8 protein-coding genes are annotated in these 14128 nt (G+C 55.2%); 7 read left to right on the forward strand and 1 reads right to left on the reverse strand.

The window, feature by feature from the left end:
- Window positions 1-353 precede the first annotated feature (353 nt).
- The 7 genes from BMW31_RS06350 to BMW31_RS06380 all read left to right on the forward strand — a co-directional run bounded on the left by BMW31_RS06350 (window position 354) and on the right by BMW31_RS06380 (window position 12957).
- Window positions 354-1379, forward strand: coding sequence for a LacI family DNA-binding transcriptional regulator (locus tag BMW31_RS06350; RefSeq protein ID WP_091822772.1), 1026 nt, complete (start codon window positions 354-356; stop codon window positions 1377-1379).
- 160 nt (window positions 1380-1539) lie between these two features.
- A complete protein-coding gene (locus BMW31_RS06355; RefSeq protein WP_091822775.1) occupies window positions 1540-2880 on the forward strand; it encodes an MFS transporter in 1341 nt (446 codons plus the stop codon).
- A 537-nt stretch (window positions 2881-3417) separates the two neighbouring features.
- Complete coding sequence (locus BMW31_RS06360) at window positions 3418-4080, forward strand: hypothetical protein (RefSeq protein ID WP_177166283.1); 663 nt, start codon at window positions 3418-3420, stop codon at window positions 4078-4080.
- A gap of 120 nt (window positions 4081-4200) precedes the next feature.
- Window positions 4201-6900 carry a 4-alpha-glucanotransferase gene (locus tag BMW31_RS06365; protein ID WP_091822781.1) on the forward strand — a complete coding sequence of 900 codons (2700 nt, stop codon included), beginning with the start codon at window positions 4201-4203 and terminating at the stop codon, window positions 6898-6900.
- Between the two features lies 1 nt (window position 6901).
- The gene (locus BMW31_RS06370) at window positions 6902-9046 is read left to right on the forward strand and encodes a glycoside hydrolase family 97 protein (protein ID WP_091822784.1); all 2145 of its coding nucleotides are present in this window, start codon (window positions 6902-6904) and stop codon (window positions 9044-9046) included.
- 52 nt (window positions 9047-9098) lie between these two features.
- Window positions 9099-11027: a type I pullulanase gene (gene pulA / locus BMW31_RS06375; protein ID WP_091822787.1), complete on the forward strand. Its 1929-nt coding sequence runs from the start codon at window positions 9099-9101 to the stop codon at window positions 11025-11027.
- Between the two features lies 1 nt (window position 11028).
- Entirely contained in the window at window positions 11029-12957 is a 1929-nt protein-coding gene (locus tag BMW31_RS06380; RefSeq protein WP_091822790.1) for a glycoside hydrolase family 13 protein, read from the forward strand.
- 298 nt (window positions 12958-13255) lie between these two features.
- Here the strand turns inward: BMW31_RS06380 and BMW31_RS06385 are convergent, their stop codons facing one another.
- Window positions 13256-14128, reverse strand: coding sequence for a DMT family transporter (locus BMW31_RS06385; RefSeq protein ID WP_091822793.1), 873 nt, complete (start codon window positions 14126-14128; stop codon window positions 13256-13258).

Below are 14128 nucleotides of genomic sequence, written 5' to 3' on the forward strand. Positions count from 1 at the left end.
GTTTTAAGTTAACTTTATTTGTCATGAATGTTAATTTGCGGTTTAGGCGCGACAACTATCGCCGACGGAACTCACCCTTGCGGGGGCAGTGGCTGTGTAAGTGTTTGCAGGCGTTCTTTCCGGTTGGTAGTGTCGATAGCGTGTTCCCCTTTTCTGCTTGTCGTTTAGGTTGTTAGGGAACTTTCTTTGCTGCAAAATTAGATTTATTAACCTTACATTGTACTTTTTTTAGGTAAAAAGCGTTGTTTTATATGTGCAAACGATTGCGCGTGTAAATGTGTATATATTAAAGAGGTAGCGGCTGGCAGCTCGCCTGCTTTCCGTAATTTTGCCTCCGTAAACCTGTTACTACAATGACCGACAACATCCAGATAACGATGAAGGACATAGCCGAGGAGTTCGGCGTATCAGTAGCCACGGTGTCCCGGGCCCTGAGCAACAACCCGCGCATCAGCAAGGAGCGGCGCGAGGCCATACAGGCATACGCCAAGGAGCACAACTTCTTTCCGAACGTTATCGGCGAGCAGCTGCGCCACTCGCGCGTAAAACCCATCAAACTCATCGGTGTCATCATTCCCCAACTGCCCCATTACTACTTCTCCACCATCCTGAGCGGCATCGAGGAGGAGGCCTTCGGCCGCGGCTACCAGATGGTGGTGGCGCAGAGCAACGAACAATTTGAGCGCGAGGCCAAGATATGCGAGGCCTTCTATAAGAACAAGGTGTGCGGCGTTATCGTGTCGCAGGCCAAGAACACCGTGGAGTACGACCACTTCCGCAAGCTCATCGACAACGGCATACCCATAGTTTTCTACGACCGCATCTGCACCGGCGTGAATGCCAGTCTGGTGGTGGTAGACGACTATATGGGTGCCTTCAATGCCGTGAGCCATCTCATCGAGACCGGCTGCAAGCACATAGCCTACTACGGGTCGCCCTTTACGCTGGAGATATCGAAGAACCGTTTCAACGGCTACAAGGACGCCCTGCTGCATAACAAACTTGAAGTTGACGAGCACATCATGCGCTTCTGCGATAACCGCTCGGATGCCGAGCTCATCACGCCCGAACTGCTGCAGGCCGAAAATCGGCCGGATGCCTTCTTCTGCGTGAACGACGACACGGCCATTGGCGTGCTCTACACCGTCAAACGGCTGGGATTGCGCGTGCCGGAGGACGTGAGTATCTGCGGTTTTACTAACGGCGAACGCGCCATAGCCTGTGACCCCATGCTTACAACCGTGGAGCAACGCGGCAAGCGGGTGGGCGAGGAGGCTGCCAACATACTAATAAATAAGGTGGAAGGCATGAGCCCCATGGAGAAGATTGAGAAGCGCGTGGTGAGGACGAAGCTGATTATCCGCGGTACAACGCGGTAAATCGAAGCCTCTCCCCGGACCTCCCCAAGGGGTGGGAGACCTGCTGCGCCGTGTAAAGCATCGGTGTGCAAAAGCAACAACAATATAGTATTACTAACCAATAGAAGCCTGTCTCCGCGCTTATGGCACAAGAGAAGGCAATACAAATGAATTGTGAATTATGAATTCTGAATTGAAAACCAAGCCTGATTTGACCTTTTGGAAACTCTGGAACCTGAGTTTCGGATTCTTTGGTGTGCAAATCGCGTATGCGCTGCAGAGTGCAAATATCTCACGTATCTTTGCCACTCTGGGCGCCGACCCCCACAACCTGAGCTACTTCTGGATACTGCCGCCCCTCATGGGCATCCTTGTGCAGCCTGTAGTGGGCACGCTGAGCGACCGCACCTGGTGCCGCTTCGGCCGCCGCATACCTTATTTATTTATAGGAGCCACGCTGGCCGTGCTCGTCATGTGCCTGCTTCCCAATGCCGGTTCGTTCGGACTGACGGTCTCGGCAGCCATGATTTTCGGCCTCGTAGCACTCATGTTCCTCGATACCAGCATCAACATGGCCATGCAACCCTTCAAGATGCTGGTGGGCGACATGGTGAACGAGCGTCAGAAAGCTAAGGCCTACAGCATCCAGAGCTTCCTGTGCAACGCCGGCTCGGTAATGGGGTTCATCTTCCCCTTCCTTTTCACGTGGCTCGGCATACAGAACGTGGCCCCCAAGGGCACCGTACCCGACAGCGTCATCTGGTCCTTCTACGTGGGTGCTGCCATCCTGATACTCTGCGTGATCTACACCACGGTGAAGGTGAAGGAGTGGAACCCCGCGGAATATGCTTCCTACAACGGCGTCTCGCAGGAGGCTCAGGCAGCCTCGACGGAGGGCGACAAGGACGGCGGAGGCTGGATAACACTGCTCCGCAAGGCGCCTTCCACCTTCTGGAAGGTAGGACTGGTGCAGTTCTTCTGCTGGGCCGGCTTCCTTTACATGTGGAACTATAGCACCGGCGCCATAGCCGAGACGGTGTGGAACAATACCGACCCGGCTTCGGCCGACTTCCAGGCAGCCGGCAACTGGGTAGGCATTCTCTTTGCCGTGCAGGCCATTGGCAGCGTACTGTGGGCCGTGGTGCTGCCGCAGTTCAAGAATATGAAGATGGCCTATGCCGTGAGTCTCGTCATTGGTGGCATCGGTTTTGCTCTCGTGCCCTTCCTGCACGACAAGTACCTGCAGTTCATTCCCTTCCTTCTCATTGGCTGCGGCTGGGCTGCCATGCTGGCCATGCCGTTCACCTTCGTTACCAATGCCCTGCAGGGTTACGGCCACATGGGAGCTTACCTGGGCCTTTTTAACGGCACCATCTGCATTCCGCAGATTATCGCAGCCCTTGTCGGCGGCGGCGTGCTTAGTCTCGTAGGCTCTCACCAGAGCAACATGATGATAGTGGCGGGCGTGAGTCTGCTCATTGGTGCCTGCTGCGTGCCGTTCATCAAGGAGCATAAGGCGTAGCTGCCTGTGCGTCATCCCGTCTTCCGGCCCTCCTTTCCAAGTTGAGGAACTGCTGCTGCGGGCCTCCTGCCGGATAGCTGCTGGTTTTTAAAGACAGAGTAATAGCGTATGTTTTCTACTGCTGAAGGCTTCATGCAGGTTAGCTGCTGATGATTAAAAACAGAGTAACAGCGTTTTCAAAATGTGCAACTTTAGCAAAAGATAGTGCAAGCAATGTTCCCTCCCCATCGGGAGGGCTGGAGTAGGATCTATGTTTCAAGCCTCTTGAAAGATACCTTTAAGAGGCTTGAAAGATGTGTTCAAGGCCCTTGAAAGGCACTTCTCACTTTCTTACTTGTAAGTTGTTGGATTTCAATACATTACATTCTGGGTTAAATCCAATGGCTTTGAAAGTTATTTTTTGCTCGCTTACGTTCTTTTGTTTTCTGTAAATTTAAACTGCTTTTGCTGTGAGGTTGAGTCTTGCGGTACATATATCCTGCTGCTTGTCATCCCCTCCTCCGCCTCCCCTTTCTAAGGGGAGGATACCAGTTTGACTTGTCACCAATCATTGCTTGTTTAATCCTGCAAACAAGCAAACCCGCAGCAGCTGAAAAAATACGCTGTTACTCTGTCTTTAATCATCAGCAACTATATAGTAGAAAACTTGCGACAGCGTTTCCTCCCCTTAGAAAGGGGAGGTTAGGAGGGGATGATACCTTAAGCTGCATGGACAATCTCTGCTGTCAGGTCATCCCCTCCTCCGCCTCCCCTTTCCAAGGGGAGGATACCAGTTTGTCTTTTTGCAAATCGTTGCTTGCTTATTTCTGCAACCAAGCAAGCCCGCAGCAGCAGAAAAAATACGCTATTACTCTGTCTTCAAACACAAGCAGCCATCCAGCAGGAAACATCAAGCAGCGAAAAAACTACGCTGTTACTCTGTCTTTAAAAGCAAGCAGCAAACCGGCAGGAAACATCAAGCAACGAAAAAACTACTCTGTTACTCTGTCTTCAAACACAAGCAGCCATCCAGCAGAAAACATCAAGCAGCGAAAAAAATACGCTGTTACTCTGTCTTTAAAAACAAGCAGCAAACCGGCAGGAAACAACAAGCAGCAGAAAAAATACGCTATTACTCTGTCTTCAAAAACCAGCAACCAACCAGCAGCAAGCCAGCAGCCGGAGTTGCTATCCTTGGGGGCGAGAAGTTGGGTGACTTGAGTTTGGCTCTTGATAGTGCAAACGATTGCGCAATGTTTTGCTTTTTTTGTGTAACTGCGGCATATCTAATTCGCGGAATAATGCTAACTTTACCGCAGATTTATTAACCGACAAGAGTCTATGAACTTAAATTTTAATATCGATTATCAGACCGTGTTCGGAGAAGAACTCGTGCTGAATATCGTCGAATTTGATAAACAGGGCAAGGAAAATAAGTCGCAGTATCGCATGTCAACGGTAGATGGGCTGCACTGGACTTACTGCATGATTCTGCCCAATAACCACAAGACAGCAGCACTTACCTACTATTATAGCGTGGAGAAAGCCGGCAGCGAGGAGCGCCACGAATGGCTCACGCAGCAGCACAGGCTCGAACTCTCGGCCATAGGCGCCCGGGAATATACGCTCTTCGACCACTGGCGCGACATTCCGGAGGATGCCTATCTGTACAGTTCGGCCTTTACGGAGTGCATTAACCGCCGCCACACGGGCGGCATGCGCGAGTCGCAGTACGCCAAAACCGTGCGACTGCTGGTGCGGGCGCCGCAGTTACGTGCCGGTGAATGGCTCGTGGTGGTGGGCAGCAGCAAGGCTCTGGGAGCCTGGCAGGTGGATAAGTCGGTCAAGATGACGGAGCACTGCCACAACGAGTGGATAGCTGATTTGGACGCGTCGGCCTTCAGCGACGGCGTGATAGAATTCAAGTTTGCCGCTTTCAGCGGCAAGGACAGCAAGCTGCCCCTTTGGGAGACGGGTCTCAACCGCACCGTCCAGCTGCCGCCGATGCAGGAGGGCAGCGTGGTTGTTTACGAGCTGTCGCAGTCGTTCTTCCCTATTTTTAACCGCAAGTTGGCCGGCACTCTCGTGCCCGTATTCTCGCTGCGGTCCAGGCAGAGCTTCGGTGTGGGCGACTTCGGCGACCTGAAACGCATGGTCGACTTCGTGGCCTCTACCCACCAGCGGGTGCTCCAGGTGTTGCCCATCAACGACACTACAACCACCCATACGTGGACTGACTCGTACCCGTACAGCTGCATCAGCATCTTCGCCCTGCACCCACAGTATGCCGACCTCGCGCAGCTGCCGGCCCTCAAGGATGCCGGCCAGCGCGAAAAGTTCGAGACCCTGCGCCGCGAACTCAATGCCCTGAAGCAGATAGACTACGAGCGCGTGAACGCTGCCAAGCTGGAGTACCTGCGTGCCGAGTATGAGCAGGAGGGCGCCACCGTGGTGAAGTCTACGGCCTACAGGCGCTTCTTCCGCGAGGCGGAGCAGTGGCTCGTGCCCTATGCCCAGTACTGCATGCTGAGAGATAAGTACGGTACGGCCGACTTCTCGCAGTGGCCTGACCACCATACCTGGGACGAACAAGACCGCCGAAGCCTTACCGACGCGCAGAGCAATATATATAAAGAGGTGGAATTCTACTACTACGTGCAGTACATTCTGAACTCGCAGATGGAGGCGGTGCATGCGTACGCCCGCTCCAAGGGCGTCATCCTGAAGGGCGACATACCCATAGGCGTGAGCCGTTACGGCTGCGACGTGTGGATGGAACCTAAATACTTCAACCTCAACGGGCAGGCCGGAGCGCCGCCCGACGACTTCTCCGTGAACGGCCAGAACTGGGGTTTCCCCACCTACAACTGGGAAGAGATGCTCAAGGACGGCTGCATCTGGTGGGTAAGGCGGTTCCAGAACATGGCCAAATTCTTCGATGCTTACCGCATAGACCACGTTCTGGGCTTCTTCCGGATATGGGAGATACCCGTTGATGCGGTGCACGGACTGCTCGGACAGTTCTCTCCGGCGCTGGGACTCACGCGTGGCGAAATAGAATCTTACGGCCTCCGGTTCCAGGAGGAGCAGTTTGTAAGGCCGTTCATATCCGACTGGATACTGGACAGAGTGTTCCATGAGCATGCCGACGAGGTGCGCCGCAAATACCTCCGGCACACCCACGACGACATCTACGAGCTGCTGCCAGCGTACGATACGCAGCGTAAGGTGGAGGCGGCGTTCCAAGGCAAGGTGTCGAAGGACGACCTCTGGATACGCGACGGACTGTATGCGCTCATCAGTAACGTGCTCTTCGTGCGCGACAGGAAGGATGCCGACAAGTTCCATCCGCGCATTTCGGCCCAGTTCAACTTTACCTACGAGGCACTCTACGACAACGACAAGGCGGCCTTCAACCGCCTCTATAACGACTACTTCTACCGCCGCAACAGTCAGTTCTGGTACAGTGAGGCCATGAAGAAGCTGCCCAAGCTGGTGCAGGCCACACGCATGCTGGTGTGTGCAGAGGACTTGGGAATGGTTCCCGACTGCGTGTCATGGGTGATGAACGAACTGCGCATACTCAGTCTTGAGATACAGTCGATGCCTAAAGACCCAAAAGTACGTTTCGGACACCTGTCGCGCAACCCTTATAGGTCGGTGTGTACCATCTCTACTCACGACATGCCGACGCTGCGCCAGTGGTGGGACGAGAACGAGGAACGTACCCAGGAGTATTACAACTCCATGCTCTACCGCGGCGGTGCGGCACCCCATCCGCTGCCCGGATGGCTGGCCCGCGACATCGTGTCGCGGCATCTCACCTCGCCGAGCATGCTCTGCGTGCTCAGCATTCAGGACTGGCTGGCCACTGACGAGCAACTTCGGCTGGCCAATCCCGATGCCGAACGCATCAACATACCGGCCAACCCGCATCACTACTGGCGCTATCGCATGCACATCAACATAGAGGATTTGATGGCCAACGAGGATTTCAAAGCCTCTGTCTCGGAACTTATAACCCAATCAGGAAGGAAATAGAATGATACGCAACGCTAAACTATTCATGCTTTTGTGCCTGCTGCCGTTCCTCGGACAGGCACAGACGGTGAAGTCGCCCAATGGCAACGTCACCGTTAAGTTCTCGCTTACGGACAACGGAAGACCAACGTACGAGATGATGTACAAGAACAAAGCCGTGGTAAAACCATCGCACCTGGGCCTGGAACTGGCAAAGGACAAGCACGCCAGCAAAGGTAAAGGCGAGACGGACCTCATGGACGGCTTCACCGTTGCCGGCACCAAGACGTCTGCCTTTGACGAAACATGGAAGCCGGTGTGGGGCCAGACGGCCACCATCCGCAACCACTACAACGAGCTGGAGGTAACACTCAACCAGCCGGACACGCACCGCAACATCCTCATCCGCTTCCGGGTGTACGACGACGGCATGGGTCTGCGCTACGAATTCCCCCAACAACAGGAGCTCAACTACTTCCTCATCAAGGAGGAACACACGCAGTTTGCCATGGCGGGCGACCATACCGCCTGGTGGCTTCCTGGCGATTACGACACCCAGGAGCAGGAAACGCAGGAGACGAAGCTAACCGAAATCCGCGGCCGTTTTCATGATGCAGTAAACTGGGGCAACTCTTCAGTCTCCGTGTTCTCGCCCACCGGCGTGCAGACAGCCCTGCAGATGAAGACTGCCGACGGCCTCTACATCAACATCCACGAAGCAGCATGCGTGGATTATGCCACCATGCACCTCAATTTAGACGACAAGGACAAGAACGACCTGGTGTTTGAAAGCTGGCTGACGCCCGACGCCACCGGCCTGAAAGGCTGCATGCAGACACCCTGCCACACGCCTTGGCGCACCGTGATGGTGAGCGATGACGCGCGAGACATGCTCTCCAGCAACCTCATTCTGAACCTCAACGAACCCTGTAAGATAGAAGATACCAGCTGGATTCACCCCACCAAGTACTGCGGAGTGTGGTGGGAGATGATTGTAGGCAAGAGTTCGTGGAGCTATACCGACCAGTTCCCGTCAGTGAAGCTGGGCAGCATCGACTGGAAAAGCGTGAAGCCCAACGGCCGCCACGCTGCAAATACCGAGCACGTGAAGCAGTACATCGACTTTGCTGCCAAGAACGGACTGCAACAGGTGCTTGTAGAAGGCTGGAACGTGGGCTGGGAAGACTGGGCCGATAAATGGAAGTGGGACGTCTTCGACTTCGTTACACCCTATCCGGACTTCGACATCAAGTACCTTAACGACTACGCTCACAGTAAGGGAGTGAAGCTGATGATGCACCACGAAACCTCGTCGAGCGTCATCAACTACGAGCGTCATCTCGAGAATGCGCTCAACCTGATGAACCAATATGGCTATGATGCCGTGAAGGGAGGCTACGTGGGCGACATCATTCCACGCGGAGATCACCACTATTCGCAGTCCATGAATAACCATTACCTGTACGTTGTGCAGCAAGCGGCCAGGCATCACGTGATGGTGAATGCCCACGAGGCCGTTCGACCTACAGGCCTCTGCCGCACCTGGCCCAACCTGATAGGCAACGAGAGTGCCCGGGGCACGGAGTACGAAGCATTCGGCGGAAGCCGTCCGGACCATACGGTGGTGCTGCCGTTCACCCGCTTGCAGGGCGGCCCTATGGACTACACGCCGGGTATTCTGGAAACTCAGCTGGGCACGTGGTCGGACAACAAGAACACCATTCACACCACGCTGGTGGGGCAGCTGGCGCTTTACCTGACCATGTACAGCCCGCTGCAGATGGCTGCCGACCTGCCCGAGAACTATGCCAAGTATGATGACGCCTTCCAGTTCATCCGCGACGTGGCCTGCGACTGGGACGACTCGCGTTATCTGGAGGCTGAACCGGGCGACTATATCACCGTGGCCCGCAAGGCCAAAGGTACCAACGACTGGTTCATCGGAGGCAAGTGTGACGAGCAGGGACACAAGAGCACCGTCCGTCTCGACTTCCTCGACAAGGGCCGCAAGTATGATTGCGCCATCTACGCCGATGCCGGCAACGCCTCGTTCGACAAGAATCCGAAGGCCTATACCATCACTCACCGCACGGTGAAGCGTGGAGACGTGCTCCGTCTCACTGAGGCTCCGGGCGGCGGTTTCGCCGTTTCACTGAAGGCGAAGTGAGGCATCAGGCCCGCCAAGGCACTCAATGAAGAATGCTATAAACTGCCAACCTATGAATTTGAAAACCCTCTTTATGACTGCATTTGCAGCATTCACCATCCATTCTGCCCAGGCTCAGGACACCTTCAACGAGGTTTCCTACAGTCCGGGGCAGACTGTTTTCAGGCTCCATGCACCCTCGTCGGCCCGCAAGGTGGTGGTGCGCATCTATCCCGATGCGCTTTCTGCCAAGCCCGAACGCACGGTGCGCATGAAGCGGACAGGCAATGACACGTGGCAAACTGTGGTGAAGGCCGACCTCAAAGGGCGTTTCTACACCTTTGATATATCGGGCGATAAGAAGTCGTGGTGCGAAACGCCGGGCGTGTTTGCCAAGGCCGTGGGAGTGAACGGCAAGCGCGGAGCCATTGTAGACATGGCCACAACCAACCCGCAGGGGTGGGAGGGCGATGTCCGCCCGGCCTTGCAATCGCCTGCCGACCTTGTTGTCTACGAACTGCACCACCGCGATTTCTCCATCGATGCTTCTTCCGGGCTCGTGCACAAGGGCAAGTTCCTGGCGCTAACGGAGCCCAAGGCCATTGCGCATTTAAAGGAGCTGGGCATCAATGCCGTGCATATCCTGCCCTCGTACGACTTTGGATCGGTAGATGAAACCAAGCTCTCGCAGCCGCAGTACAACTGGGGCTACGACCCGGTGAACTACAACGTGCCCGAAGGTTCGTACAGTACCGACCCCTATAACCCACTGACACGCATCCGCGAGTTCAAACTCATGGTGCAGGCTCTGCACAAGGCAGGCATCAGAGTCATACTCGACGTGGTGTATAACCATACCTATGATATCGAGCACAGCAACTTCCAGCGCACGTATCCCGATTATTTTTACCGCAAAAAGGCCGACGGAACCTACTCCGACGGCTCCGGTTGCGGCAACGAGACGGCCTCCGAAAAGCCGCTGATGCGCGAGTTCATGCTCGAGAGCGTGAAGTATTGGGTCAGCGAATACCACATCGACGGCTTCCGCTTCGACCTCATGGGTGTGCACGACATGGAGACCATGAACCTGATACGTGCCGAACTGTCCCGAATTGATCCCTCTATCTTCGTCTACGGAGAGGGCTGGAGCGCCGGCACCTGTGCCTATCCGGCCGATAAGTTGTCCGTGAAAGCCCACATGCAGCAGCTGCCCGGCATTGCCGCCTTTAGCGATGAGCTGCGCGATGCACTGCGTGGACCGTTCTCCGATGATACGAAGGGCGCCTTCCTGGCCGGCATTCCGGGCGAGGAAGAGAGCGTGAAGGCCGGCATTGCCGGCATGATTGCCCACCCTGATGTTGACTATTCAAAGGTGAACTACACCAAAACACCTTGGGCGCTGGAGCCTGTGCAGATGATGAGTTACGTGAGCTGCCACGACGACATGTGTCTTACCGACCGCCTGCGTGCCTCCATTCCCGGCATAAAGGATGACGAACTCATCCGCCTCGACCTGCTGGCACAAACCGCGGTATTTACCTCGCAGGGAGTGCCTTTTATGCTCTCGGGCGAGGAAATGCTGCGAAACAAGAAAGGGGTACACAACAGTTTCGAGTCTCCCGACAGCATCAATCATCTCGATTGGAATAACCTGCAGCGCTACCCGCAGGTGTTCAGTTATTACAAGAACCTCATCGGGCTGCGCAAGAGCCACCCTGCATTCCGCTTGGGAGATGCGAACAAGGTTCGTGAAGTTCTTGATTTTCTGCCTTCGCAGCCGTGTCTGGTAGCTTTCACACTAAACGGCAAGCTGGCCGGAGACAGCTGGCAAAACATCATAGTGGTGCTGAACGGCAACCCGGAACCACGCGAGATAGAGGTTCCTGCAGGCAGTTATACGGTTGTTTGCTGTGATGGCGTAATCAATGAGAACGGTTTGGGCCGGATGGAAGGCGGCAAAGTGGTTGTCGACCCGCAGTCGGCATTGATAATACATAATTAAGATGAAGAAACAAATCCTTTTATTCGCCCTCTTTGCAGGGCTGTTGGCAATGAATGCGAACGCAGCTATAAAGATAGACAAGATTGAACCGGCCGACTGGTATGTCGGCCTCAAGGATGCCAACCTGCAGTTGCTGGTGTACGGGAAGGATGTGCGAAATGCAGAGGTTGTAACAAACTATCCTGGCGTTCGCATCGATTCTGTCGCTCGTTTAGACTCTCCAAACTACTTGCTCGTATATCTCAACCTCTCCGGAGCTAAGAGTGGGGATATGACTCTTAAGTTCTCACAGAACGGCTCCACGCAAAACGTGAGGTACCAGCTGAAAGAACGCGGGATGGCAGGCGACAAACGCCAAGGCTTCACCATTGCCGACGCGCTCTACCTGCTCATGCCCGACCGTTTTGCTTATGCTCCCACCAAGCAGGGCAACACCAAAGGCATGGCGCAGTACAAGGTAGACCGCTCGGCCCCGAGCCTGCGTCATGGCGGCAATCTGGAAGGCATACGCAGCCACCTGGACTACTTCAACCAGCTGGGTGTAACCGCCCTGTGGTTTACACCCATATTGGAGAACGACTCGCCCGACCGTGGCGGCTACAGCACCTACCACGGTTATGCCACGACCAACTACTATCGCGTAGACCCGCGCTTCGGTACCAACGACGAGTATTGCCGTCTGGTAGGCGACGCCCACCAACATGGACTCAAGGTGGTAATGGACATGATATTCAACCACTGCGGCTTCGAGCACCCCTGGGTCAAGGATATGCCGAGCCGCGACTGGTTCAACACGCCAGAGTGGCTGCAGGAGAAAGGCCCCAACGGGCGCCATCCGGCAACGGGCTTTGCCGAAAACAGCGGCACGGCTAAGTCCAAGTATCTGCAAACCAGCTACAAACTAACGCCCGTACTCGACCCCTACGCCAGCCAGATAGACAAGCGCGAAACCGTTGACGGGTGGTTCGTGCCCACCATGCCCGACCTCAACCAGCGCAATCCGCACGTCATGCGGTACCTCATCCAGAACAGTATCTGGTGGATAGAGACGGCCGGCATCGACGGCATACGCATGGATACCTATCCTTATGCGGACTATGACGCGATGGCGCAGTGGATGAAGACCCTCGATACTGAATACCCCAACTTCAACGTGGTGGGCGAAACATGGGTCACGGAGCCTGCCTACACGGCCCGTTTCCAGAAAGGCAGTCGGCTGGCTAAGCACGACAGCTACCTTAAAACGGTAATGGACTTCAGCTTCTTCGACAAGCTCGACAAGGCCAAGCACGAGGAAACCGACGGCTGGTGGAACGGACTGAACCGCATCTACAACAGCCTCTGCTACGATTATCTGTACGAGGACCCCTCTCATGTGCTCGCTTTCATCGAGAACCACGATACCGACCGCTTCCTCGCCGGCGGCCAGGACACGCTCCTCTTGCAGCAGGCTTACGCGCTGCTGCTCACCATGAACCGCATTCCGCAGCTGTACTACGGCACCGAGGTGCTGATGAACGGCACCAAGGAGGTAACAGACGGCAACGTGCGAAAGGACTTTCCGGGCGGATTTCCGGGCGACAAGCACGACTGCTTTACAGCAGCAGGGCGCACGGAAGCCGAGAACGCGATGTTCAACTGGGTGAGCCGGCTGCTGCACTGGCGCCAAAACAACAAGCTCATAACCGAAGGCAGCCAGGTGCAGTTCATCCCTTACGGCGGCGTTTACGTCATCGCACGCCAGTATGGCGGCAAGACGGCGCTCACGATACTCAACGGCACCTCCTCTGCTGCTACCATGAGCGTGGCCCGCTATGCTGAAGTAATTGGCAACCACAAGCAGGCAACCGATGTACTGACTGGCCGCAAGGTGGCCTTGGACAAGGACATTGCCCTCTCGGGCCGGCAAACCATGATACTGGAATTTTAAGGCAGCCCTCTCGCTGCATCTGTCTACAGCTCTCCCCGGCGGAGAGCTGTTTTTGTTTTAGGACGCATGAAGGTAGTAGAAAGCGTGCGTTGCGGGTGTGAAAAATGTGCGTTGAGAGTGCAAAAGCTATGCTTCGGGAACTTTCGACAAGTGTCGCACATGAATTCGACAACTGTCACACGATTGTTCGACAAGTGTCGCACGATAAAAAAAGAGCCTATCCCGACCCTCCCAAAGGGAGGGAAAAAAGCTATCTAATGCCTATGACTCCCTCCCTTTGGGAGGGTTGGGTAGGCCCTCACTTACCCACCAGTATCACTACTGCCGTGATGATGAGCAGGAAACCGATGACAATGGGGACCGTGAACGGCTCGCCAAACACGAAGATACCGATGAGCATGGCCGTAAGAGGCTCGAAAGCGCCGAGCACAGCCACGTGAGTGCTGTCTACGAGCTTGAGGGCCATGATGAGCGAAACATTGCTCACGGTGGTGGGAAGCAGTCCTAAGAGCAGGAGGTTGATGAGGTTCTGCCCGGTGCCCACGGGCTGCAGGCCTCCTGAAGTGAAGGCTCCGTAGAGCAACAACATGAGCATGGCCATGAAGAAGACATAGAAGTTCACCTTCAGCGAGGGCATCTTGCTCACCCGCATGCGTGGAAAAGTGACCATGTAGATGGCGTAGGCCAGTCCTGAAAGCAATTCTAAGACCAGTCCGACGGCAGAAGTAATGCTGCCATCCTGCCCAATGCCCGATAAAAAGAATACGCCCGAGAAGGCCAGCACAATGGCAACGGCCGTTTGCCAGGTGAGCTTCTGGTGGAAGAAAACAAGCATGAGCAGGGCCGTCCACACTGGGTAGGAGAACAGCAAGGTGGTGGCTATGCCACTGGGCATGTAGCTGTAGCCCGTGATGAGGCACACGGCAGAGGCCGCGTAGAGCAGAGCCATGAAGCTCAGTCGCAGTGCGTCGCCCCAACGGATGTGCAGGTGGTGCCCGTTGAAGAGCAGAATGGCGAGCATGAACAGGCACCCGAAGCCGAAGCGGTAGACCAGGAGCGACGGCAGGTTCATGCCTGCAGCCAGCACGGGTACGCTGAACAGCGGGATGGTACCAAACGATGCAGCCGAGAGAATGGCCTCTGAATATCCTCTGATTTCGCGCTTCTCCAC

This window comes from Prevotella sp. kh1p2 (assembly GCF_900111525.1).
Lineage (GTDB): Bacteria > Bacteroidota > Bacteroidia > Bacteroidales > Bacteroidaceae > Prevotella.

Bases quoted from the DNA above. Each gene is read 5' to 3' on its own strand.
- BMW31_RS06350 (WP_091822772.1), top strand. From the start codon at position 354: ATGACCGACAACATCCAGATAACGATGAAGGACATAGCCGAGGAGTTC.
- BMW31_RS06355 (WP_091822775.1), top strand. From the start codon at position 1,540: ATGAATTCTGAATTGAAAACCAAGCCTGATTTGACCTTTTGGAAACTC.
- BMW31_RS06365 (WP_091822781.1), top strand. From the start codon at position 4,201: ATGAACTTAAATTTTAATATCGATTATCAGACCGTGTTCGGAGAAGAA.
- BMW31_RS06370 (WP_091822784.1), top strand. From the start codon at position 6,902: ATGATACGCAACGCTAAACTATTCATGCTTTTGTGCCTGCTGCCGTTC.
- pulA (WP_091822787.1), top strand. From the start codon at position 9,099: ATGAATTTGAAAACCCTCTTTATGACTGCATTTGCAGCATTCACCATC.
- BMW31_RS06380 (WP_091822790.1), top strand. From the start codon at position 11,029: ATGAAGAAACAAATCCTTTTATTCGCCCTCTTTGCAGGGCTGTTGGCA.